Here is a 25,271-nt window from a genome sequence, read left to right as displayed (position 1 = left end):
GAAGCACTCATAACTTTTGGTTAGCGCATTTTGTTGTTTATATGAATAAGAGTATGAGAAACTACTCCTTTTTATCTGTGACGTGGAACTGCGTAGCAGGATAGATACTTGAAGTTATTTAATACATTGTACTTAGTAGATGAGGATGATATGGCAATACGAAGGATTAAGGCATTTTTTGAGTTTGAAGCGGCAGGCGGGATTGTTTTGGCATTGGCTGCCATTGCTGCAATGATCATTGCCAACTCCCCTCTGAGTGTTTGGTACGAAGGATTTATACACGCACCTGTCGCCATTCAGATCGGTGAATTCGGTATTGCCAAAGATGCCCATCACTGGATCAACGATGGTCTGATGGCGATTTTCTTTTTTTTAGTTGGACTTGAACTTAAGCGTGAAGTCTTAATCGGTGAGCTATCTAATGTCAAACAAATCATACTACCAGCTGGTGCTGCTATAGGCGGTATGATTTTCCCAGCCATTGTTTATTTCCTCTTTAACTACCACGAGCCTGAGTTTTGGAAAGGCTGGGCCATTCCAGCGGCAACGGATATTGCTTTTGCCCTAGGTATTTTGAGTCTTCTGGGCAGTCGCGTACCCAACTCTTTAAAAGTATTTTTGGTGTCTATTGCAATCTTTGATGATATTGGTGCCATCTTAATCATCGCGCTATTTTATACCAGTGAGTTGTCATTACAATCGTTAGCGGTAGCTGGTTTATGTCTGCCTGCTTTATACTTTTTGAATCGTCGTAATGTCACTAGAATCACGCCTTATTTACTTATTGGTGTGATTATGTGGATTGCCGTGCTCAAGTCTGGCATCCATGCAACCTTGGCTGGGGTAGTTTTAGCGCTCTTCATTCCGATGTTTGACCGCACCGACCCTGAGCATTCTCCACTAGAAGAGCTAGAGCACGATTTACACAACACCGTTGCCTTCGGTATTTTACCTATATTTGCTTTTGCCAACTCTGGCATCTCACTCCAAGGTGCAGGTTTTGAGGAATTGTTCCATTCTGTTCCACTTGGTATTGCTGCTGGTCTGTTCATCGGAAAACAGCTGGGCGTGATGATTATGTGCTGGTTAATCTTTAAACTTGGTATCTCAACCATGCCAAGAGGCATGAACTTCAAGCAAATCTACGGCGCCGCTTTATTGTGCGGGGTTGGCTTTACAATGAGCTTATTTATCGGTGGTCTGGCATTCGCAGGCGACACGACCATGTTCGATGAGCGCCTAGGTATTATCATGGGTTCAATCGTTTCTGGTGTCGCAGGTTACCTCATGCTCAAATTCAGCTTAAAAGACAATGTAAGTGGAACCTCTGTAGATTTAACCCGTCCACATTGATGACAGAATGAGCCACTTAAATGCCATTTGGCGAATGAGTGGCTCATTTTTATTATCGTCATAGAAACATGTCATACCAAATTGGTGCCATTACAGGAATAGATATTGATATCGTTGGCATTGTGAGAGATTTCATCATAAAGGCAATGGATAAATATGGATTCTACAGACTTCAGTGATAAAGCAAATCGTGCGTCTACCCACTCTTCAAAACAAAAGAGCTCGGCAGACTCTTATCAGCGGCACGGACGTACAACAGCTATTGATGACCATAGCGATCTACAAGTCTTAAAACGCGTCAAACGCTATTTATTACCAAAAAACTTTATCATCTCACACGATTTACTAGAGGAAATGGTTGCCGGTTATGATATTGGTGATCCGCTCGCAGATGCACTAGCCGCTGATGGCATTCGCTTTGCCAAGCCATTACAACAGCACATCCTCAGTAACAACAGCGGTGATGCGCTCAAAGACAACGTCGCTTTTTGTGCATTGACAGAGCAATTTAGCAGTCATCCTGATTGGTTCGATCCCAAACTCGCGCAAATCGGTGCGGTTGCCTATCGACGTTATCCCTTGATGCTGATTTGGCTACTGCGTAATGTTGCCCTGATGGCAGGCTATAGCATCCCTGCCCTCTCCCTCCCTCTGATTCAAACTGGCGCACTGATGCATGATGCGCTTCCGCGATTGATGCGCACCTACGCTTATATTTTAGCAGTCTCTGAACATCCTCAATCAAACATGAGCGCGCACTCTAAGCATGCACCAATTGAGCAAGTACTGGGCATTGGTTCTGAAGGTTGGCGGCAATCTATCCAAGTGCGACAGATTCATACCTTGGTACGCCAAAACCTGCTCAAAGGTAAAGGTAATGCGGCAGCTGGCGTGATACCAAACGCCGACCAACATCATAATCCTGATGGTAGCTGGAACACGGCATATTGGGGCGTGCCGATTAATCAAACCGATATGATTGCCACCCATTTACAGTTTTCGCTATTGATTATGCGCGGCCTGCGTCTGCTTGGTGCGCGAATTAGTAAAGAGGAAGCGGCAGGTATTCTGCATCTATGGAATTTAGCCAGCTATTGGATGGGCGTTGATTTGCAGCGTTTGCCGAAAGATGAGGCGGCTTGCTGGGAGTGGCTGTATACGTATCTATCGATCCAGCAGCTTGATTTTAAAATGGGACAGCCATTGGCAAAAGCCTTGCATGATCTGCCGCGTCAGCTTATGGGTGAAGACAACCGTCGAGGACGCTTCGTTGAGATGGTCAATGCCAGCGTGACGCGCACCTTGGTTGGTGATGACATCGGTGATGGGCTGGATTTACCAAAATCAAAGATACGGTTTGGTGTCCTGTCCTCAGTGCCTATTTTATTTGCGCTTGATACCGCACGCCAGCACAATCAAAGCATTGATAAAAAACTAGAAGCTTTTCGTGCCAAGCGTCAAGACAATATGAATTGGTGGCTCAAGAAAAACGATGACTACTATAAATAAACGCTAAAACGCTGAAACGCTGAAACGCTAAATAGACACTAAGACAAAACAGATTTTTTTATGTCACTGTTTTAACTTGACCCACTGTATCGCCAATCTTTGTGCCATGACAGGCTAGCCATTAATGCGCCTACAATCGTGTATTCTGGATACGGTAATACCAATCAAGCTGCCGATCAAAACCCATTTCTAATAGACTGGCGATGACACGTCCTGTCAACCCCCAAACAGTCTCTCCATCTACTTGCCAGCTTGGCGTAAGCAGGGTCGACGTTTGCTCTTGCATGGTATATTCAACCGCATACTCCACAGTGGGCTGAGTGAGTAGCGACTCAAAATCTGCCCAAAATATACGAGAGATTTCTCCAAGTTCAGGCACCAATACCAAATCTGGTGCAATCAACGCCACAATTGGCCGTACCGTCAGACCACTTTTGGAGGTTTGTATAGGCAGCTGTCCGAGCAATTGCACCTTGTTAGGCGGTAAAGCGGTTTCTTCGCATGCTTCACGCAAAGCTGTAATGACATTATTGCCATCACCCTCATCGTGCTTACCGCCCACACAAGACACTTCACCAGCATGACTATTCATGTGGGCAGCGCGGCGCGTGAGTAGCAGTTTTGGATGACGCTCATGAGTGATTGCCACCAATACCGAAGCATCTGCAATCGGTGTCTGGTACAGGCTATCTAAAACACGCGCACTATAAGAAGCGTTGTGTTCGTTGTGGCGTATTGGACGATTGACAGCATTGACGGTTTCTTGCTGTACGCGTTCGGCCAGCTTTCTGAGTGTGGGATAGCGAATAAACGTTGGTATAGCCACGCTAAATTGATCAAAAACATCAAGATTGTTGGGTATGGTCATTATCAAATCCTATGGGTGGTCAACATCATATCATGTACGATGGCGCCTATCTCAGCATGCCAGTATAACCTGTCGATGGTGTGGCAGCGTTTCTTATTCATCAGCTTATCGCTATATACAATGATTGTGCCATGTTGATCAACATACAACCTATTTCTGTATGACATACCTTCTTTTGATAAATACAGCAGTAAGGATAGATACGAATACCTATCCTAATTGTGTACAACTTTTGTGGCATCAGTTGTATTCATATCTGGACGACATCTTAGACTCAGTGTCGATTGTCTATCAATGAGCCCACTCTTTTTCCCCCTGTATGCCCTATAACAACTGCCTTTTAGTCGACATATTTTCATTTGTCTATACCATTTTATGCAGCTTTTGCTTAGCTTATCAGTTAACACGACGACATTTTTAAATTACCAAACCTCAACTTAGCAATATTCCAAAATAGATGTCTGGATATTATGATGAGTTCCGACAGACTGTGATAAATATAGAATATCTATTTTGGGATATCAATTTTGACATACTCATCTAAAAATGACGTCTCGCAGCCTTGTTATACAAACAATAAATTAACTATAAATAAGATAAAGGATAAAAGTTATGACAGACCAAATCGACAACATGATGCCACCTGCTGAATATATCAATGACAATTATAAAGGTTCAGGAAAATTAGCTGATAAGCGCGTTTTAATCACTGGCGGAGACAGCGGTATCGGCCGCGCAGTGGCTTTTCATATGGCACGTGAAGGAGCCAAAGTTGCCATCCTTTATCACTCTGATGAAGAAAGCGCGAATGAGACACGTGAAGGTATTGAAGCAGAAGGCGCAGACGCGTTGGTATTGCAGGGTGATACGGCAGATAGCAGTAGTTGCAAAGAGGCAGTAGAAGCCGTGGTGGCACAATGGGGCGGCATTGATGTGCTAGTCAACAATGCTGGTATGCAAAAGCCGTATCATGATTTGTCTGAGGTCAGTGATGAAGACTGGCAACAGCATTTTGATGTCAATATGGCAGGGATGTTTTATGCAACCCGCGCCGCCCTTGAGCATATGAAAGAAGGTGATAGCATCATCAATACCACCTCAGTGAATGCGTATGTCGGCAATGATGTCTTGGTGCCGTACACCGCAACCAAAGGCGCTATCGTTGGCTACACCCGCGCGTTATCGCAACAACTCCTTAGTCGCGGTATTCGCGTTAATCAGGTGGCACCAGGCCCTGTAGTCAGTGAGATTCAACTGGTATTTAAAGACTTTGATAAAGATATTTTAGAATCCATGTCCTCTCCAATGGGGCGGATGGGTCAGCCACGTGAGATGGGCGCTGCCTATGTCTTTCTTGCTTGCCAAGACAGCAGCTTTGTCACTGGGCAGACGCTACATATCAATGGCGGGATGATTACCAATGGCTAATACTGCTGATCATTCCGATCTCTTATCTATTTGCTGGGCAGATCGCCGTATGCATCGTCATTGGCTACTTAACGAAGGACAGCGTCTACTTGATCATTATGCCAAAGCGCGCGTGCTCTCAGGGTTTGCAACTCTCGGTCACGACGGGAGCATGGTAGATGACACAGCAAAGAGCATCATCACTGCAAGGATGGTGCATTGCTATGCGCTAGCGGCACTAATGGGTATACCGGGTGCAGCGACACTTGCTGACCATGGCATAAACGCGTTGCTTGATGGCCCATTACGCGACTCGGTGCATGGCGGTTGGTTCAGTGATGCTTCTTCAACTCATGAAAACCCATCACGCAAAAACGCCTATTTGCATGCCTTTGTCGCGCTGGCTGGCGCGTCTGCTAGCATTGCTGGTCGCCCACGCGGTCCAGAGCTCATGCAAGCTGCAATAACCATTATCGATCAGCATTTCTGGCTAGAAGACGAACAATCGATGCTACCTTCCTTTGCGGCTGACTGGTCTGATCCTGAAGATTATCGCGGTGCCAATTGCAACATGCATACGACCGAAGCCTGCTTAGCACTGGCAGATGCTACGGGTGAAACGCGTTGGCTAGACCGCGCGCTACACTTAGCCAAGCGTTTCGGCCATGATATTCCTAGTACTTACGATGGCCGCCTACCTGAACATTTTGATAGTGAGTGGAATCTGTTGCCCGACTACGATGCCAACGAGCCTTCTGACGACCTGCGGCCTTGGGGGCTCACACCCGGTCACTTTGCAGAATGGGCAGGACTGCTAATCAAGGTTGAGTCTGCTTGTATCGCGCATGATTATGACGCACCTGATTGGCTGCTACCTGATGCCGTCGCATTGTTTGATAGCGCTATCGATCGCGGCTGGGCACCTGACGGTCAGCCCGGCATGGTTTATACCATTGGCTGGGATGATGAGATTTCAATACCAAATCGTCCTTACTGGGTACAGGCTGAGATGGCTAATACCGCGCTGATGCTATCGCGCCGTACGGGTGATCCGCGCTTTGAACATTACTACCGCTTAGCTTGGGATTATATCGCCAGTACTTTGATTGATCTTGAGCACGGCGGCTGGCGTCATGAGGTGGATGCAGATGGCAACTTAAGTACGGTCGTGTATCCGACGCGCGAAGATCTTTATCATGACTTTCAAGCCACTGTAACATCATTGATTCCACTCTCTGCGTCGGTAGCTGGTGGACTACGCACACAGGTGCTGAGCTCTGATCGTCATTGGTAACCTATAATCCATTACTTGAGCGCCCTTGATAGTAACTGACATACACTATTAAGGGTTTTTAGGCAAAACAGCTTAATATGGTACTAACGTTACTTGGTATCGGTAGGAATGAAACGCTTGGTATTATATAAAATACTGTTTATCGCAAAGAATTTCATATACAAAAGCAAACATCAGAATTATCAAAAACCTTTTAAGATAAGTGGATACACGATATCTACAAAAAATGAGGCAGGTAATATGGGCTATTGTCTACAATGCGGTCATAAAGCAGAACGCAAAATACCACCCACGGACAATGTACCGCGTCTGGTATGTCCCAACTGCCACTATATTCATTATGAAAACCCAAAAGTGATTTGCGGCTCACTTGTGATTCATGAAAACCGAGTGCTTCTGTGTCGCCGTGCCATCGAACCGCAATATGGACTTTGGACATTGCCCGCCGGATTCATGGAAAATGGCGAAACCATGGCTGAAGGCGCGGCACGTGAGAGCTATGAAGAGGCAGATGCAGTGGTTATCAACCCGCGCTTATATTGTCTGTATGACATCCCTGATATCGGTCAAATCTATAGTATCTATCTAACAGAGTTAAAGGACGGCGCGTATGGTATCGGCTCTGAGAGCCTTGACTGTGCGTTGTTCAAAGAAGAGGATATTCCATGGGACGAGATTGCTTTTGAAGCAGTGCGTCGCACGCTAAACAGCTACTTTGAAGACCGTAAAACATTCGATAGCAACGATCAATTTCCGGTTCATCAAGACTATATTGGCAAAGACCAAAGTATTAAACGCTACTAGCCTCTGAATATAAGCACAAAATACCCTACAAAAGTTGTTGGTAAAAACCATTGATAAGAATTATGCTAAGCCATTAGTATAAACTCTTATCAATGGTTTTTTATTGTCTGCTGTTAACTGCTTTATCTGACTTGCGAGATTATTATGCTGACCTTATTGCCACGCTCCTTATCATTGCTATCACTCACTCCTTTGTTGCCACTCACCATCGCCATGACAGTGATTAGTACAACCAGTTATGCAAATGAAACACCACTCACTGCCAAACAATCAGATCCACAAGCGCTTGGTTGGATGCAAGGTTTTCCGCCGCCCAATGACAAACTGATAGCGCAGCCATCCTCCAACTTTTTTAGTTTTCCAAAGCTGCGTTGGACCGTGTGTCACATTCGTGAGCTGATGCCGACCACCGAAGTCAGTCGCGGTATCGGTGCGCCTTCCAAGCTCAACTATGAGCTGGACAAAAATATCGACGCTATCACCTTTACTCCCACTGGTAGTAATCGCCCGATGACATGGCAAGAATCATTGGACGCCAATTATACGGACGGTATCATGATCTTGCATCACGGCAAGGTAGTGTATGAGCGTCAAAATGGCTGTCTCAATGAGCTGGGCCAACATGCTGCGATGTCGATGACCAAATCGATGACAGGGCTACTGGCAGAGATTCTCGTCACCGAAGGAAAGCTTGACGATGGCGCGTCGGTTGCCTCGATTATTCCCGAGCTGGCAAACAGCGGTTTTGGAGATGCAACCGTACGTAAAGTCATGGACATGACCACGGCGCTGGACTACAGCGAGGACTACGCCGATCCCAATGCGGATATTTGGAAATATTCAGAAGCAGCCAGCCCACTACCAAAACCCAAAGATTATAACGGGCCTAATGGCTATTTTGAATATCTTCAAACGGTCAAGAAAAAAGGCGAGCATGGGAATGCCTTTAACTATCAAACCATTAACAGCGATACGCTGGGTTGGATCATTGCGCGTACCACTGGTAAGGCCGTCAACGACCTACTCTCTGAGCGCCTGTGGCAAAAAATCGGCGCTGAACAAAGTGCCTATATGACGGTTGATGCCAAAGGTACGCCATTTGCAGGCGGTGGTATCAGTGCAGGCTTGCATGATATGGCACGCATTGGTAGCCTCATGCTAAATAAAGGAGAGATCGGCGGTAAGCGTCTGTTTCCAGCAGCGGTAGTAGAGCATATCGAAGCTGGCGGCGACAAAGCTGCTTTTGCCAAGGCAAATTACAAACAACTCAAAAATGGCAGCTATAAAAGCATGTGGTGGTCATATGACAATCCCACACCCGTCTACTCAGCTCGCGGTGTCCATGGTCAAAGAATCTATGTTGATCCAGCAGCCGACATGGTCATTGTCCGTTTTGCCTCGCATCCTGATGCCAGCAATAGCAAAAATGACCCGACTACCATTCCTGCTTTTAAAGCAGTTGCCAATTACTTAATCCAGAAGTAACGACTTAGAAGTCAACGCTATAAAAATTAAACACCATAAAAAACCGCCGCTTTCATCATACATCGAAAGCGGCAGTTTTTAGTAAATCACATTCACTTTATAGGAGCACAGTGCTATTAGCTTTTAATTTTGCACACAGTAAAACCCAATGCTTTTACCTGACTTTCTTTGTCATAAGGCGCTAACACCGCACGTACATGCTCTTGCCCTTGCAAGTATTGTTTGGCAACACGCTGCAAATCAGCCACGGTCACGGACAAGATTGCCGCACGCATTTTGCGCTGCCAGTCTGCGCCGCGGCGATGCAAGTCAGCAAAGCAGGCTTTGATAGCCTCCCCGGCAGGAGAGCCCGGTTTATCCATACCAGAGATGATACCGAGGATGGCTTCTTCTAACTGCTCATCTGTTTGCGGCTCATTTAACAGCCATTCGATACTGGCCTCAAAATGGGCAAAGGTCTCAGCACACTGAGGATCACGGTAGCTAAAGAACTTAAAGGCACAGGCATTGGCATCATAACCAGCACCGCCGCCATAAGCTCCGCCGCGCTCACGAATGGCGCTGTGCAAATAGCCATTACGTAAATAAGGTGCTAATACCATCAATGCAGCGGTATCAGGATGATCGGCCGCAGGTGCTGTATAAGCACTGGCATTATGATAAACGTTGGTCGGAACCAACCATGCCACATCTTCAACTGCTACTGATTTACCTTCAACATCATTTAGCTGCAAATCTGCAAATTCGCTTGGAACACTATCGTCAATACTGCGATCAGAGTGGCTTAATTTTTCTGCCAACGCTGGGGCTTGACTGTCTTGCCAACTGTCGACAATTAAATTGCTCAAACGCTCAGTTTGCTCAGCTTCACAGATAATAACCGCATGTTTGGGCAAGCTAATCAAACGCTGATGCAAGTCCATTAAACTGGTCGCAAGCTTATCCCATTGCGCATCGTCAGTACCAGCATGTGTTAAGAACTCTTTTAGTGCGTTCAACGCAGGGAGACCACTGCGCACATACTCCAGCTGCGCTTGACGACTCATGCCGCGACTGGCGGTTTGCATGGCATACGAGTGTCCAGAACCTGCAAGATTTGACTGCCAGCTCGCTTGACGCTGCTGCAAAATCTCTTTAATACGGTCGTGCTCACTAAAGACACTATGCTCCATGACTTCTTTGAGCAGATCAATCGCTTCAGGCTTACGGTTTAGCGCACGCGTTGCGACCACAAAATAGCTGCTGATAGACTGACTATCGGCAATATCAGTACGTTGACTGATACGCGCAGTCACTCCAGAAGAATGCGCCGCTTGCTTGGCTTGCATGTCATGAGCGCTGATCGAGTCGGTGCCAAGCTCTGACAATAAGCTTAAATAAATAGGCAGCAGTGGATGATTAATCACCTCATTCACTGGTAACTGATCACTATTGACGCCACCAATGGCATCGGTCAATGGCACGATGACTTGATAATAGTAGATACCGTTGGTTCCTGCTTCATATTCAAATAAAGTGCTGTCTTGTCCACTTAACCGTACTGTTTTTTGTGTGCCTTGCTTGAAGCTGATGTCTGTTGGCACATCTTCTAGACCCACTTTTGGCAATAAGCTTAAATCATCAGGCGCAGCTTGGCGCGCAGCCAAATCCAGCGCTTGCTTATGCAAAATATCTTTATCATCGGCAGTCAAATCCATCGCGATGGTATCCAAACGTACCTGCTCAGCGGCGGCAAGACGAGCCGTTTTTTCACTGTCTGGCGTCAAGGTCACACGTACACGGTGATTGTTGTCAAGCAAATGGGTTTTGATTAAGTTTGGCAACCACGCTTTATCTTTTACCTGCTCACGTAACCATTGTAGATGCTCATCCACTTCCCACACATCGATAGGATTGCCATCGTGGATAGCCGTACTAAAGCCCTCTAACATGAGGTTTAAACCGTAAGGAACACTATCACCGCCGATATGACGCTGATCAATCTCTATCTGATGCAAAATGGTTTCGATGGTTTCATCATCGATTGGTGCGCTGGCAACCTGGGTCAGCAAATCTATGATGCCTTGCTCGACCGCTTCGGCGTGCTCTGGGTTTGAGCCACGTAGACCGGTATAAAAGACCATTTCATAATGACTGTCATCGAGTCCCAGTAATGGACTTGGTGCTTTGCCTAGAGGATGGCTGTCCAGATACGCACGCAGCGGTGAGCCTGAATGTTCTACCAACACGCCTTCTAATAAACGGAGCGCCAAACGCTGCTTTGGATCAGTAATAGAGGGTAGCAGCCAAGCCACCACATGATGCGTTTGGTCTGGGCCAGCTTCATCAGCGGTATACGTATCGGTGGCGCTAATTGGCGCAGATAGACGCTGCTCTGGACGTGAGACGTGCTTTTTGCCTGCTTCAAACTGAATCAACGCATCTTCATGAATCTTGGTCTGTGTCTCAGCAACAGGAATATTACCAAAGCTCATAATCACGCTGTTCGATGGGTGATAATGGCTTTGATGAAACGCCACCAATTCAGGATGTGTCAAATCAGGAATATCAGCAGGATCACCGCCTGAATTATAATGATACGTCGTCGTTGGGAATAAGTGATGCGCGACAGCATGATAAAGCTGATCAATCTCACCACTCATCGCCCCTTTCATCTCATTGAATACAATCCCTTTAAAATGCGGCCTGTCTTCACTGTCTAACTCAACACGAATGCCTTCTTGGGCGAAATCAAGCGGATGAATATTGGGGAAAAATGACGCGTCAAGATAGACCGCAAGCAAGTTGAAATAGTCATTTTTATTTTGGGTGGCATACGGATATGCCGTCCAATCAGCGGCAGTCATCGCATTCATAAACGTATTGAGCGAGCGCTTAATCATCGAAAAGAACGGATCGCGGACTGGGAACTTTTCAGAGCCACATAAGGCAACATGTTCTAAGATATGCGCCTCACCCTTAGAGTCCATCGGCTGAGTACGAAAGCCCACCAAAAACGCGTTTTCGTCACTTGGGTGTGCCAAATGATAATGCATCGCGCCCGTTTTGACATGTTGACTGATCAACACATCCATCGAAAGCGCCTCAATATGGCGATGCTCAATCAGCTCAAACGCTGGATGCAGGGTCAAGTCAGCAGTGAATAGCGTGTCAGTCATAGTGTTCCTTATAGAGTGTTTTTATCTGAGTAAATGTCAGCGTGAGATTCGAGTCAACATTGCACGTCTTTTACTTTACTTGAATAAAAACCAATCATGAATAAAAATTATATGTACCAGATAATGAATAAAAAATAATGGTTACAAGATAAATCGTTTTATCTGTCATTGATATCAATCAATGCAAAAATTTTGGGTAATATTCGTATGTCATAGCAGTATATGTCATGGCATGGTTAATCCATTAATAGGAATTTCCCTAACGGTATTAGATGGGGCTAAGCGTTTGAGAAGTCAAGACACGCTCTAAAAGATAAGGTAGAAAGCCATGGTATCAAAGTCGCTAGATATTAAACCCAAATATTTTTAGCGGATTTATCTGATTAAATGATGTTACTTAACAGCGGGCATTAGTAGTGTTATAGTGAAAATCATCTGTCACAAGGAGCTGCTCATGAGTTACCAACATATTTTATTGGTCACTGACTTAATGTCCGACGCTGATTTGGTTGCCCAAAAGGCCAAACGTATCCTCGCTGGCGCTCCCAATGCCAAACTGTCTGTGCTGCATATCGTTGAAGATGACATGGTACGTTTCGGTTATGAGCTTGTCCCTGCGTCCAGCCTCACAGGCGACGTTGATGGCGAAAAGTGGCAAGAAGCACGTGCTAAACTTGCGCGCTTTCTTGAGCGCAATGAGCTAGAAGCCGTTAATTCTGAGGTAACTGCTGCCATCTCTAACAGTAAAGGTATCGTTAATTACTGTCATAAAAAAAACGTTGATTTACTTATTATTGGACGTCATGAGCGTCATGGTATCGCCGCTTGGTTAGTGACTGCCACTGCGGATAGTATATTGCCAAATGTTCCTTGCGATAGCTTAGTTGTTAAGCTTAATAAGCCTGTAGAAAAATAATTGGTACTGCTCACTAGGTAACTAAGTCTGTCGTTTATGAATGCTGTCGCTTTGACAGACTAAAGACAGTCAAGCTTTACTTCACAGCACCTTGCCGTAGTGCTATAGTTAGAATCATCTGTCACAAGGAGAAGCACATGAGTTACGAACATATTCTATTGGTCACTGACTTGCTTCCTGATGCCGATATAGTCGCCCAAAAAGCCAAACGCATCGTGGAGAATCGTCCTAATGCCAAGTTATCGGTATTGCATATTGTGAAAGACACCATGGTTGGCTTCGGCTATGAGCTGGTGCCCGCCTCAAGCTTATACGATCAGATTGATGACGAGCGTTGCCAAGAAGCGCGTGCTAAGCTGGCACAGTTTTTGGATCGCAATGAGCTACACGCCGTCAATTCTGAGGTAACAACGGCCATCTCGAATAGTGAAGGCATCGTTAATTATTGCCATAAACATGAGGTGGATTTATTGGTCATTGGTCGTCATAACCGACATGGTATTGCCGCATGGCTCAGCGGCGCTACCGCAGACAACATCCTACCAAACGTACCTTGCGACAGCTTGGTGGTAAGATTGGACAAACCCGACCATAAGTAGTTTAAACCAGTAAGTTATATTAATCAGTTAAATAAAAAATATGACTTTATAAAGCGTTCCATAGCACATCTGCTATGGGACGTTTTTTATTGCAGGTTTTTTGGTACTTATACGGTTGCCAAAATATCAATAAAGGTCTGCCAAATGGGGCTTTGATGACGGGCTTTGTGCCACACCAGCCACCATGTCCGCGACAGATCAATGCCCGCTACGCTTACCTGTACGAGCGTTCCTGTTGCCAGTTCTGTCTCAATCACATGCTGAGACAAACAACCAAGACCGATATCTGCCATCACCATGTGCTTGATCGCTTCTGATTGTTGAATCGCCATGACAATCTCAGCATTGGGCAAATGCTTTAGTAACTGCTCATCGATAATTTGCCGTGTGCCTGAGCCTGCCTCACGTACCAATAATGGTAGTCGTGCCAACTGCTCCAGACTCAGCTCATAACACCCACTGTCATCATTATAGGCTGCTAGCTCTATCAGCCATTGGCTGTCGCGCTTGGCAAAAACCTTTAAGGTATCCGTACGCCAAGCGCGCTGCTCAATGGTTTTCATGTCGGTTGGACGCGGCACGCCCTCCACCAGCGCGATATCGATATTTAACTGCTCAATCTCGCTAACCACTTCTTGGGTATTGGCAATATACATGTCTACGTTGGCATCTGGTAACACCTCATAGAGCTTAGCAAGCAGCGATGGCAGTACATAATTCCCAATCGTGGTGCTTGTTCCAATACGAATTTGCCCAGCTTGGTGCTTATGATAATGCTCTAACGTCAAGGCTTGACCTAAGATTGCTTGCGCCTGTACATAGATGGGATGCGCATTGGGATGGTGATTAAGGCTGCGACCAACACGCTCGAACAATGGCATTTGTAACCTTGACTCCAATTCACTCAGTGCGCTGCTGACCGCTGACTGTGATAAGTGCAACTCTTCACTGGCGCGGCTGGTACTGCCCGTCTGATAAATACTGACAAAGACAGACAGCTGTTTGAGCGTGATCTTTGGTAATGTCTGTAGCGGCTTTTTCATAGTTTCGATACGGTTTTAATTGATGAGAGTCATGGTCACTGCACTATTTATTTTTTAAATATTTGAGCAAATAGCGTCATTTCATTTTTTGAGCCAAATCACTGATAGCGGAGTCAGCACCATGATTATATATTATTAACCCAAAAAATCGATAGTTTCTATCTTATTAATCTGTTTTTATTATAGATTGACCTGTTTTATACTGACCAATCATAAGTTTATGCTTATTTTGATTATAGATAATAGGACAGTCAGTCATGCATGCTTTAGCTCAAACCGTTGACCATTATTGCCCAACCAATCGCCATTTGGCAGGACTGGTGGTGGTATTGGTCGGCAGTTTGTTTTGTTTGTGGCTTGATACCAGTCTCGATACTTGGACGGCTGGACGTGTGGTTGGACTGTCATCTTTAACCCTAGCGATTTTGCTGGGTATGGTGTTGGGCAATACTGTTTATCCCAGTGTGGCTGATCGCTTAAGTGTGGGCGTGGGCTTTGCCAAAGGTCAAATACTGCGCCTTGCCATTATGTTTTATGGTTTTAAGCTAACCTTGACGCAAGTATCGGGTGTGGGTATGCCTGCCGTCATGACAGATGCTCTGGTATTGACATCGACATTTTTACTCACGTATTGGATCGGTACAAGATGGTTAAAGGTTGATAGACAAACCACCTTACTGATTGGGTCAGGGGCAAGTATTTGCGGCGCAGCAGCAGTCATCGCCGCAGAACCCGTCGTCAAGGCCGAAGCACATAAAGTCACTATCGCTGTGGCTACCGTCGTGGTCTTCGGTACGGTCGCTATGATCCTCTACCCTCTGCTGCATCACCTAGGCTGGCTGCAACCTTGGCTCAGCACTGAGCAATATGGAATTTATACGGGCTCAACCATTCATGAAGTGGCACAAGTAGTGGTGGCTGGTAATGCTATCAGTGCCGACGTTGGTAATATGGCGGTTGTCACCAAGATGATACGGGTGATGATGCTTGCGCCTTTTTTACTTATTTTATCTTTTGCTTTAACCAAAAATAAAAGCGATAACACTGACCGTACCAAGCAACCATCCATCGTAAATCGCCTAAAAGAAGTCCAAGTTCCTTGGTTTGCCTTTATCTTTATTGCAATCGTCTTATTACATACCTGGGTACCGATGAGTACAGGTTTTGAGCGTAGTATGGTCATGCTCGATGATGTGCTACTCACGATGGCCATGTTTGCGCTTGGTCTAACCACTCATTTGAGCGCTATCAAACAAGCTGGCATCAAGCCCCTTATTTTGGGTGCGATCATGTTTGTTTGGCTCATCGCTGGTGGTGGCTTGATTAATATTTTGGTCAGCTTAATGTATAGTCGATTCTAAATAAAATAGATAGATTATATTCTAATGCTGAACTGGTATAAATTTTTCTTGCTTACTGTGCCTTCGCAGACAGAGGCTGCGAAAAATTTATTCCAGCACGCTATTTCATTTTGATATTAAACTTACTACATTAAATCACTGCGTCTGATCTATTTATCATTATCCAACATTTAAAATGCCTACAACCATCGCAATGGTTGTAGGCATTTTTGGTTTTGTGTATCGTTACTCTAAAATGCAGACGAAAAAAAAACGAACCCGAGGGTTCGTTTTTTTAATCATCTTGCTCTAATAAAAATTAGATAGCAACGATGTTATGTGCTTGTGGGCCTTTTTGGCCTTGAGTTACAGTGAACTCAACTTCTTGGCCTTCAGCCAAAGTTTTGAAACCTGAACCAGTGATTTCGCTGTAATGAGCAAAAACGTCTGCGCCAGTTTCTGGAGCGATAAAACCAAAGCCTTTAGCTTCGTTGAACCACTTAACTGTACCTTTTTGAGTATCTGACATATTGATAATCCTACTTTTAAATTTATTAATGGTCTAGTGACCGATAACGCTTGCAAATAGCTACTGAACGATAAATATTAAAACGAAGGATTATAACTAATACTACGAGGTAATGATTTGGTGCAGAACTGCTCTTAAGCTTGGACGTATTATAAGGGGAACATTCTGGCATCGCAAGTCTTATCTCATATTTCGTGTAACTGGCCCCCATTTATCAGTGTTTTTACCTCTCATTGCAGCTATTTTAGGCATTTGGTAAGCGAAATAAATAGATCGCTACTCCACTACAAACGGCAGCTACAATCCATGCGACCCATAGCATATCGGCAGGCAGACGATAAAATAACATACTGGTCGAAATGGCCATCATGATTGTTGCAAGCCATTTGGCATATAAAGGTACGGCGTGATTGTTTTCCCAATCACGAACAAACTTACCAAAGTACTTATGGTTGATGAGCCAAAAGTGAAAGCGCCTAGAGCTACGCGCCCAGCAGCCTGCCGCCAGCAGTATAAAAGGAGCGGTCGGCATCACGGGTAAAAGCGCGCCAATAATCCCCAGTACAAAGAACACCCAGCCCAATATTACGAATGTCCAACGCACCGCTGGACTTTTGGATTGATTAGTCTTTGGACGATAATAAAACGCTTTTTTGTTATGGGTCATATAAGTGATGTCGCGTGCTAATGAGGATATAGGAGTTGAGCAGCTACAACTCTTTCTCAAAAGATAGCTGCCTATATAGGTGAATAATCATGCAATATCGCTAAAAACGGTACAAGGTGAATTTTGCATCTTTATGTCATATTTTTAGTATCTACCATTTTTGTCCCTCAAACAGTAGCAGAGTCATCTTAATTTCTCGCAACAACAAACAGTAAATACCCAAATATTTTTAATAGACTATTGTTTAACTATAATGCATAATCCTAATGTTTCTAAAATGTGTACAAAAGTAAACAGCGTACGTCATTCCCATTTCTACTCAAAAGCTATTACAAGAATTTTTTATTCGACAAATTACCTACATTGTAGGTTTCGCCCACATTACTTAATGATTTATTTAAATTACAATACCGCTTAATACTAGAGATTCTATTATGAATAAATTCAATACTTTAACTGCCAGCATGTTAGTCACGGCATTAAGTCTAACTGCTTGCAATAACGACAATGATACGGTTATTCAGCCCAACGAAACTGAGATAAATGATCAACAGCAGCTCATTAGTGGTACGGTAATAGATGCAAACGGTAACCCTATAGTCGGTGCTGATGTCAAAGTGGGCAAACGATCTGTACTTACTGACAACGCTGGCACCTACTCATTGAATTTAGACAATAAAGCGTCTAATGCGGTAATTTTAGTGCGTAAATTGGGCTATTTGACGATGGCGCGGGAAGTAAAAATTGAATCTAAACGTGCGCATCATCTTGATATTACATTGACACCTGACCAGATCACTAGCGCATTTGCTGCTAATGCTGGTGTGAATAACTTACAGGTGTCTGGTGCTGAAGTTAGTATTCCTGCAAATAGTATCGTCAACGCAGATGGTAATGACTATACAGGTACTGTAAATATTGCTGCCAACTACTACAATCCTGACTCTATAGAGGGCGCTCGGTCATTCGCGCAACCCTTTACTGGTCAAAATGAGGATGGTAGCCAGCAAACAAACCTTGTGACTGTTGGTGTGCTCGATGTCAAATTGACTGACCCTGCTACAGGGGCAACGCTTAACTTAAAAGAAGGTGCTCAAGCTACTTTAGTCTATCCTGAAGTAACAACCGATCAAAACCTACCCTCTATTCCACTTTGGTATTACGATGAAGAAAAAACCATTTGGGTTAAAGATGGGGTCGCTACTCGTCAACCAGATGGTAGTTATAAAGGACAAGTATCGCACTTTACCTTATGGAATTTAGACATCCCTCTCAACGAGTATTACGCCGTATTAACAGGCTGTATGATCGATAGCAAAACCAAAAAACCCTATGTCAAAGATTATTTTGCAGCCATCAAGGGACGAGGCAGTTTTTCTAACTCTGGTGGTACTGACAACGATGGTAAGTTCAGTATCAAAGTGCCTTTCAACACGCCTTTAACCTTATTTTCTTACTCATATTCAGTTAAATTTAGCACTATTCAGATTCCTGCATTGGCACAAAATGGGACTTATCAAATCAATAATGGCAATTGTATAGAAGTGGACACTGTTAACGAGAGTAATGGTGAAATTGATCTGAATAACAGTGATATAAGTACAATATTTGATGAGTTACCGCTTGCACCTGTTCCTGTAACACCCGTACCATCGATACCAGATGCGCCATTTATACCGCCAACAGAACAAAATACAGCAGGTCTAATTGGTTATAATTTCAGTTTTGATACTGACTCTGATACTGCAACGGGACTTGAGAATGTCTTTATTAGTACTTTAAGCACTAATAACGATAATTCGACTAACATCGTTGAAAATTCACTGTACGATGTCGAGCAAGACTACGATGATTTTGAAGCCCAAGAGCAACTTTTATTAACGACCATGGGCATCAGTCCGCAATTCAGATTCTCTTTGACCACAGACAATGCGATTAAGACAGAGCAGCTTAATACCATTTTTGCTAATAACAGATATACACAACGTTTAAGTAATGGATTTGTATCGACGGGCACTTATACTGATGTTCAACTTGCTGGTCAAAAAATAGGGACGGTATTAGCGCTTGAAAACAATAACGACTTTTATAATGACATTCCTGATAGCGTGATTGATAAGTTAAATAACCTACCAAGCTCACTAAGCATATTTAGTAACGGCACCAGTTGTAAAAAAGCCTTAACTGGTAGCGTTAATGTCAATTATATTAGCCTTAACTATAAACTACCGGGCTTAAGCTTTGACCAAGCAGTAACAGGTTTCGGTAATGCTAGACGCGGAACATGGGCTGGTATACCTTGGATTGCCGAAGTAAAAAATGTAAATAGCGACGACGATTCGTCTACTGCTTTTGTGAATTATAACAATGAAGTTTATGCAGCTTCTTTCGTTGACGCAGAGTCTGAGAACTTGAAGGAGTTTGAAAAGGATGATTGCGCTTTTTATAACGAAGCTGCTAAAAATCAAATCCTGAATGCTTTACGTACGGCCTATCCTACGCTTTAATATTATGTAGAAATCTTCAATTCTCGTTTATTAGCCGCTCATCATTAAGCTATGAGCGGCTTTTTTACTTTTAATGATATAAAAAATTGATAATACAGGCACTAGAGATTAACCCCCCATTGCCAACCCACTCGAAGCCTTGCATCATGTCTCACAAGTCGTCTATGATGACGCAGTACCAATCCATCTTGTCGGGGTGCTTTGCTTTTGATGTTTTAAAGACGATCAAAAACCATTGCTGAGAGACACCCGTGAACCTGAAGCAGTTAGCACTGACGTAGGAAACAAGCATGACACGTTTTAATGCATCTCTTAGTGATGTGTGCTCGTAATAGCATATCTAATCTCGAGACTTTGCCTTTCTTGTTTTACCTTGCTTGTTTTACTTAAACAGCATCAGTCTGATTGTTTTCTATCATTAAAAAGGAAACAACCATGCAGTCGACCACCAAGCTTACCCTCACTCTCGAATGGTTTTTGAACCCTGATCACCTCCCCTTTATCGCGGGTGTGACGACGGGCGCGTATGAGCAGGCAGGGCTTGATATCACCATTATCGAGCCTGACGATCATTATGATGGCTTTGCTGAATTGCAAAATCAAAGCATCGATCTGCATGTCAATGAGCCGATTCATTTGTTTGAGCATTACGCGCCTAACTTGCGCGCGCTGGGCTGCTTTTTTGAAACCGATGGCGGCATATTGATGCAGCAGTCCAGTATGGATATGCTAAAAAGCAATCAGCCGATTCGCATTTGCACCCCTGCCGCTGAAGAAAAAACCAATCGTATTGGCTTTGAGATATTGGCGCGCTATGCCAAGAAAAACGGCTTTAGCATCAGCCGTGATAATGTGACCTTTGTGCAAAAAGACTTTTATCATATAAAAAATCTGCAAGAAGACCCAAGCCTCGATGGTGCATGGTTATGCTTTTATAACTTTGAGGGCGTTGAGGCGACGCATGAAGGGTTGGACTTTACGTTTATCGATCAGCATCTGTCACCCTATCCGAACTTTTCGGCGTTAGAAATCCTCACGACTGAGGAAATTTATAGCGCAAAAAAAGATGCGATAGATACTTTCATCCAAGTGACCAATCAAATGACGGAGCTGTGTAAAAATGATCCAGAGACTACCCACCATATGTATTACAACTATAGTAAAACTGAGGCGGATACGCTGATGGATGCCATCATTGATAATACGCTGGGTAGATTGATCACACCTATCAAGCCTAATGCAAGTAAGTGGGAAGAACTGCGCGAGATGCTAGCCGAAATCGACATCGTGACGTTGACCGATGAGCAATATCAGTCGCTGTGGGCGCTGTAGATATTTTAGAAATTAAGATATTTTGAATCATAAAAAAACCGCCATCGTGTTTGCTATGGCGGTTTTTAGCCCTAGACAAGCTAAAAACTTGATTTCTGCTTTGATAAACTAGCAGCAATCAGCAGTGCCTATTTGTGAATGCTCAACACGCCCTAGTTATCAGCAGTCTTAGTATTTAAACAATCAAAGACCTTATTTCATACCTATCAAATCACGCTTACGCACCCACCCTGACTTTGAATCATCTTTATAGCTTACTCTAACCCAATCCTGATTTTGTCCGTAAAAAATGTCGGGTTGTTGTATGATATCGCCTTTTATAAAATAGCTTGGGAGTTTATTAGGCATAAAATCCTCATTTAGAATTTCTGCTTTTTCACTGATTACTTTATATCTGGTAGGCGGTATGGGGCAATTTTTCAATTTGTAGTCATCGTCGATCTCTTTATCTAAATCAAATCGAGCAAAATCCGTCGTGGCATTATATTGCGTTCTGCTTTGACAATAATATGCCGCGCCCGTATCTACTGTGCTTTTTAAAACGCCATAGGTCACCCACCATTCAGCACCAACCTGTTCAAACAAGTACTCTTTGATGTAGTCTTTTTCACTATTTGCCTGGTATGTACTTACAATGAAGCCCTTATGGTTATGTCTAGGGGTGACGGTAGAAAAAAGAGTAGCAGGGGCATCAGCAAATGTAATAGAAGACAAATCTAACTCATAATATTTACCTTTTGATAAATAAACGTGTAACTCATCATCTTGGCTATCGCCATTAGACTTATCTTTAGCCACTATTAGGTCACGCTTGCCATCATTATTAATATCGAAATGAAAACTGGCAAATAAAGGACTGGGAAAAAACTGTTTATAGTTTGCTTGCGTGATCTTAGCCTTTGCTAGTGTCAGTTTAGGACGTCTATCAACAGGAATAATCTTTCCTGTGACTGTGATTTGGAAATACTTGTCAACTGCTGATATTTCTTGGTAATCCTTTTCAGTAGTGAATTTGCTACCTAAATGGGTAATGGCGATATTGTCGTTTTTAATAGTAATGAGGTAATATTCAGGGTCTACAAACATGCCTTCAGGATTATCATCAGTAATATAGTCCGCGCTACTATCCTCGAATAACCCGTAGGCTAAAAACACTTCAATTTTACCAATGCTGGGTAGTCTAAAGAAACCTTGGTCAGAGGAACCACCCAGAACAGGCTTGAGCTTATTAGTAACTTGTTTAGTAAGTATTTGATCACCTATCAAAAATTTATCAGTGACCAGATTAGTATCGAGTTGAATGGCATCATCAACGTTATAACTACTAAAAGGCAGTGTAGTGACATTGGTGATACTTCGGTCTGCTCGCACTGAGCCATCATCAGTTAACTGATAATGAATGGGTTGGCGGTTAAACTCATAATAGTAGTTAATGATCTGTTGATAGTCTTTTGCTATTAAAAAGTTATTTTGAGCCAGTTCAAATATATCAACAGTGTCATTGGTATTTGGAGTATGCGCTTTTTTAATAGTCACAAGATAGCTGTCTTGGTCTTCAAGTTGGTCAATGGTTAAGCCAGATGTATCTTCAAGCTCAAGAGACTCGCTCTCATAAGCATGGAATATGACAAAGACTTGCATATCATCTTTATCAGGGAGCTGATAGAATCCTGCGCGCTTCATATAATTACGCGATAGCAGCTCTTGGAGCTGTTTATTATTTGTCTCAACTGGAAACGTTGATAACGGCCTTTGTTGACCGTTTTGTGATGTATTTTTAGTAAAGGGAAGCGCTTGAATTTGCTTTAAAGCATAGTTGGGCTTGTGACTACTCATATTATTGGTATCTGAATGCATGCTCGATGATCCGGTTCTATCTACCGCGTCTGTGTCTACCGAGTCCCTGTTATTATCAACAGATGATTCCAAAGAGCAGCCACTGATAGGTAACGCCAGTAAAATACTCAATGGTAAAGAAGCCAAAACGGTTGCACGATTGCATATAGAGTGGGTTGTCAAATCAGTCATAAATTGCTATCCAGCAGTATTTTTTTAAGAAGAATAAAATTACGATTAGCAGCAGCAGGACTTTCATTAGCATAGTTTTGGCATCGTCGTGGTTCAACGATCAGTCTAAAAGTGACCCTACCTACTTCACTTGCTTTAGCCATCAGTCACATAATGATCGCAGGGTAACCGTATAGCGATGGTCAAACACCCTTTCCTTTAAGTGGACGTTTTTTGGGCTAATTAAAGTGACGTTCACTGTAGCAGAACCTGTCTGTCACTTATGGTTAGCAGTCTGCTTTTAGGTAAGATGAGAGATAAATCTTATGTACTAAGGGTGAGTTGTAAGCTAACGATAGCTACTTTACAGGTACCATCACAATCTACAGTATTTATCCAATAATGTTGAGTAATTAATATAGTGATCTGTACCGAACAATGCTAAATTAGAGCCAAATGGCATTAATACATTAAAACTATGAGCACATTACTCCGAAAACACTTAGAAGACCGTGAAATAAAAAAAGGATCAGGGCAAGTGTCCGCCTTTATTGCGGTATCTTTGGGCATACTTACCACGCTTGCTGCTTTATGTTTTTTATTCCCTAACCTGCTCACCACGCCAGATTTTAGACCACTATATAATGCACATATTTTACGAGGTATGTTGTTTGCAAGTATGATCATTGGCTTTATGTCGGGTTTTATTAGCCTACTACGCAATCCGTCTAAGCGCTGGGGAATGGCGGGGATATTACTCAATGCCTTTGCAGCGCTACTCGCATCAGGGCAGATCGAGCCCAATTACTATGACCGTAGTATATATGCAGGCTTGGACTATTTTATTTTAACGCTGTTAATTTCCGCGCTGGTGTTTATTCCTATGGAGCGGTTTTATGCCAAATATAAAGAACAAAAACTGTTACGATCTGGCTGGGTAACCGATATTAAATACTTCATGTTTAGCCATTTGGGTATTCAGTTACTGAGTTTTTTTACTATCATCCCTGCGCAGATTTTATTTAACCAATGGCTCAATCCCTCATGGCCTCAGATGGTCAGTGGTCAGCCTTTAGTGCTGCAATTTATAGAGATTTTGATCTTGGTGGATTTTTTTAGTTACTGGATTCATCGCAGTATGCACAAAGTCCCGTCTCTGTGGCACATACATGCTGTACATCATTCTTCGCATCACATGGACTGGCTGGCGGCAAGTCGGGTGCATGTATTTGAGCTGATTGTGAATCGTTTTGTCGGTTATATTCCATTATTGTTTATGGACTTCTCTCCAGCGGCAACTTATGCTTACTTGGTGTTTATCTCTTTTCACGCCATTTTTATTCATGCCAATGTACGTTTTCGTTTTCCGTATTTTCGCTGGGTGCTCGCAACGCCAGAGTTCCATCATTGGCATCATTCGTCAGAAAAAGAGGCATGGGACAAAAACTTTGCTGCGTTTTTGCCCATTTATGATGTGATATTTAAAACCGCTCATCTGCCAGAGCATCTACCTAAAAAATATGGCACGACAGCAAATACAAAAGTACCAAAGGGCTTTGTGGCGCAGTTGGTATATCCGCTGCAACACAAAAGACGCAAAAAAAATTGACCTAAGTTTAGGTTGTTATCCGTTATGGGCGCTTTTATAGTCAATAGCAAGATTGCTTAAAGGCGCGAATTTTCCGACAGTGAGATGATTCATGAAATCCAGATTTATAACTTTGCTAACGCTAAGTACGCTGACTCCATTGATAGTGAGTTGCATGAGTCCTGATAAACCAATCAAAAACAATGCTATAGATTTGGTTACTACTACTAAAAATCAGCCAGCTACGCCGCATACACTTCCTATTACTCACTTCCCTGCCTCGCTGCCGAAAGACTGCAATGATGGCGCGGCAAAGCTCTATGACGAATGCGCTGACCAAGTCAGCATTTTAAAGGATGCTATCAGTGATGCGCGTACAGAGAACAAAAAAGTACTGATTGTCTATGGCGGTGAGTGGTGTATCTGGTGTCATGTTTTAGATAATTACTTTAAGGGTAACTTTAGAACTTTTGATTACGAATGGCGAGATGATTACGGTAACATTCAAGCGTGGGATATGCGTGAGCGAATCTCACCAACAGATATAGAAGATGCTCAGGCATTGAATGAATATGTTGCCAAAAACTTTGTAGTAGCGCATATCGAAAACGTGTATGCCAATGGTGATGAGGCGGTAGAACTTACTGGCTTTGACCCCGACAATATTTATTACTATCCCTTTATCGTAGCGCTAGATAGTAATGGTAAATACGCAAGCAACATGGTATCCACCAGTGCTATCAAAGGCTTTGAAGTACGCGAAAGTGGCGGTGAAGAGTTTCGTGGTTATGATAGGCGTATACTGCTTACCCAGCTGAAAAAGCTCAAAGCGGATGCTTCTGTTAAAGCTGATAACCAGTAATAC

General features: G+C 43.5%; 20 protein-coding genes and 1 riboswitch. Of the genes, 14 read left to right on the top strand and 6 right to left on the bottom strand.

Features of this window, described 5'->3' with window-relative positions:
* Positions 1–150: 150 nt before the first annotated feature.
* Both nhaA and CZ794_RS00380 read left to right on the top strand, forming a co-directional pair.
* Positions 151–1,353 (top strand): Na+/H+ antiporter NhaA, encoded by a 1,203-nt coding sequence (gene nhaA, locus CZ794_RS00385; protein WP_087039681.1) that lies wholly within the window; start codon positions 151–153, stop codon positions 1,351–1,353.
* A 156-nt stretch (positions 1,354–1,509) separates the two neighbouring features.
* A complete protein-coding gene (locus CZ794_RS00380; RefSeq protein ID WP_087039680.1) occupies positions 1,510–2,862 on the top strand; it encodes an oxygenase MpaB family protein in 1,353 nt (450 codons plus the stop codon).
* A gap of 130 nt (positions 2,863–2,992) precedes the next feature.
* Here the strand turns inward: CZ794_RS00380 and CZ794_RS00375 are convergent, their stop codons facing one another.
* Entirely contained in the window at positions 2,993–3,730 is a 738-nt protein-coding gene (locus CZ794_RS00375; RefSeq protein ID WP_087039679.1) for a CoA pyrophosphatase, read from the bottom strand.
* Between the two features lie 612 nt (positions 3,731–4,342).
* On the opposite strand from CZ794_RS00375, the gene CZ794_RS00370 reads away from it, so the two are divergent.
* From CZ794_RS00370 to CZ794_RS00355, 4 genes are all read left to right on the top strand, one after another.
* The gene (locus CZ794_RS00370; protein ID WP_087039678.1) at positions 4,343–5,158 is read left to right on the top strand and encodes an SDR family oxidoreductase; all 816 of its coding nucleotides are present in this window, start codon (positions 4,343–4,345) and stop codon (positions 5,156–5,158) included.
* A complete protein-coding gene (locus CZ794_RS00365; RefSeq protein ID WP_087039677.1) occupies positions 5,151–6,431 on the top strand; it encodes an AGE family epimerase/isomerase in 1,281 nt (426 codons plus the stop codon). Before CZ794_RS00370 ends, CZ794_RS00365 begins: the two co-directional genes overlap by 8 nt.
* 240 nt (positions 6,432–6,671) lie before the next feature.
* Positions 6,672–7,235 (top strand): NUDIX hydrolase, encoded by a 564-nt coding sequence (locus tag CZ794_RS00360; RefSeq protein ID WP_087039676.1) that lies wholly within the window; start codon positions 6,672–6,674, stop codon positions 7,233–7,235.
* A gap of 144 nt (positions 7,236–7,379) precedes the next feature.
* Positions 7,380–8,720: a serine hydrolase gene (locus CZ794_RS00355; protein WP_087039675.1), complete on the top strand. Its 1,341-nt coding sequence runs from the start codon at positions 7,380–7,382 to the stop codon at positions 8,718–8,720.
* Between the two features lie 116 nt (positions 8,721–8,836).
* Here CZ794_RS00355 and CZ794_RS00350 read toward each other — a convergent pair whose 3' ends face one another.
* Positions 8,837–11,878 (bottom strand): insulinase family protein, encoded by a 3,042-nt coding sequence (locus CZ794_RS00350; RefSeq protein WP_087039674.1) that lies wholly within the window; start codon positions 11,876–11,878, stop codon positions 8,837–8,839.
* Positions 11,879–12,332: 454 nt separating this feature from the next.
* On the opposite strand from CZ794_RS00350, the gene CZ794_RS00345 reads away from it, so the two are divergent.
* Positions 12,333–12,794, top strand: coding sequence for a universal stress protein (locus CZ794_RS00345; protein WP_087039673.1), 462 nt, complete (start codon positions 12,333–12,335; stop codon positions 12,792–12,794).
* Positions 12,795–12,931: 137 nt separating this feature from the next.
* Positions 12,932–13,393, top strand: coding sequence for a universal stress protein (locus tag CZ794_RS00340; protein WP_087039672.1), 462 nt, complete (start codon positions 12,932–12,934; stop codon positions 13,391–13,393).
* 107 nt (positions 13,394–13,500) lie between these two features.
* Here CZ794_RS00340 and CZ794_RS00335 read toward each other — a convergent pair whose 3' ends face one another.
* Positions 13,501–14,436, bottom strand: a complete 936-nt coding sequence (locus CZ794_RS00335) for a LysR substrate-binding domain-containing protein (RefSeq protein WP_087039671.1) — start codon at positions 14,434–14,436, stop codon at positions 13,501–13,503.
* A gap of 257 nt (positions 14,437–14,693) precedes the next feature.
* On the opposite strand from CZ794_RS00335, the gene CZ794_RS00330 reads away from it, so the two are divergent.
* On the top strand, positions 14,694–15,797 hold the full coding sequence (locus CZ794_RS00330; RefSeq protein ID WP_087039670.1) for a YeiH family protein: 1,104 nt from the start codon (positions 14,694–14,696) through the stop codon (positions 15,795–15,797).
* Between the two features lie 298 nt (positions 15,798–16,095).
* On the opposite strand, the gene CZ794_RS00325 is transcribed toward CZ794_RS00330, so the two are convergent.
* Complete coding sequence (locus CZ794_RS00325) at positions 16,096–16,305, bottom strand: cold-shock protein (protein WP_010201661.1); 210 nt, start codon at positions 16,303–16,305, stop codon at positions 16,096–16,098.
* A 244-nt stretch (positions 16,306–16,549) separates the two neighbouring features.
* Entirely contained in the window at positions 16,550–16,972 is a 423-nt protein-coding gene (locus CZ794_RS00320) for a YbaN family protein (RefSeq protein ID WP_087039669.1), read from the bottom strand.
* Between the two features lie 434 nt (positions 16,973–17,406).
* Here CZ794_RS00320 and CZ794_RS00315 point away from each other — a divergent pair, with 434 nt between their 5' ends.
* The gene (locus tag CZ794_RS00315; RefSeq protein WP_087039668.1) at positions 17,407–19,479 is read left to right on the top strand and encodes a carboxypeptidase-like regulatory domain-containing protein; all 2,073 of its coding nucleotides are present in this window, start codon (positions 17,407–17,409) and stop codon (positions 19,477–19,479) included.
* A gap of 182 nt (positions 19,480–19,661) precedes the next feature.
* A riboswitch (TPP riboswitch) is annotated at positions 19,662–19,780 on the top strand.
* Between the two features lie 134 nt (positions 19,781–19,914).
* A complete protein-coding gene (locus CZ794_RS00310) occupies positions 19,915–20,811 on the top strand; it encodes an ABC transporter substrate-binding protein (protein WP_087039667.1) in 897 nt (298 codons plus the stop codon).
* Positions 20,812–21,003: 192 nt separating this feature from the next.
* On the opposite strand, the gene CZ794_RS00305 is transcribed toward CZ794_RS00310, so the two are convergent.
* On the bottom strand, positions 21,004–22,452 hold the full coding sequence (locus tag CZ794_RS00305; RefSeq protein WP_143515681.1) for a hypothetical protein: 1,449 nt from the start codon (positions 22,450–22,452) through the stop codon (positions 21,004–21,006).
* A 214-nt stretch (positions 22,453–22,666) separates the two neighbouring features.
* Here CZ794_RS00305 and CZ794_RS00300 point away from each other — a divergent pair, with 214 nt between their 5' ends.
* The 3 genes from CZ794_RS00300 (at position 22,667) to CZ794_RS00290 (ending at position 25,268) form a co-directional block, all read left to right on the top strand.
* Positions 22,667–22,867, top strand: a complete 201-nt coding sequence (locus CZ794_RS00300; RefSeq protein ID WP_087039665.1) for a hypothetical protein — start codon at positions 22,667–22,669, stop codon at positions 22,865–22,867.
* Between the two features lie 429 nt (positions 22,868–23,296).
* Positions 23,297–24,427 carry a sterol desaturase family protein gene (locus CZ794_RS00295; RefSeq protein WP_087039664.1) on the top strand — a complete coding sequence of 377 codons (1,131 nt, stop codon included), beginning with the start codon at positions 23,297–23,299 and terminating at the stop codon, positions 24,425–24,427.
* A gap of 154 nt (positions 24,428–24,581) precedes the next feature.
* Positions 24,582–25,268 (top strand): DUF255 domain-containing protein, encoded by a 687-nt coding sequence (locus CZ794_RS00290; protein WP_087039663.1) that lies wholly within the window; start codon positions 24,582–24,584, stop codon positions 25,266–25,268.
* Positions 25,269–25,271: the final 3 nt, after the last annotated feature.

The organism is Psychrobacter sp. JB385, from assembly GCF_900163785.1.
Lineage (GTDB): Bacteria > Pseudomonadota > Gammaproteobacteria > Pseudomonadales > Moraxellaceae > Psychrobacter.
The sequence above is the reverse complement of the archived record's forward strand: the minus strand, read 5'-3'. Positions and strand labels throughout refer to the sequence as shown.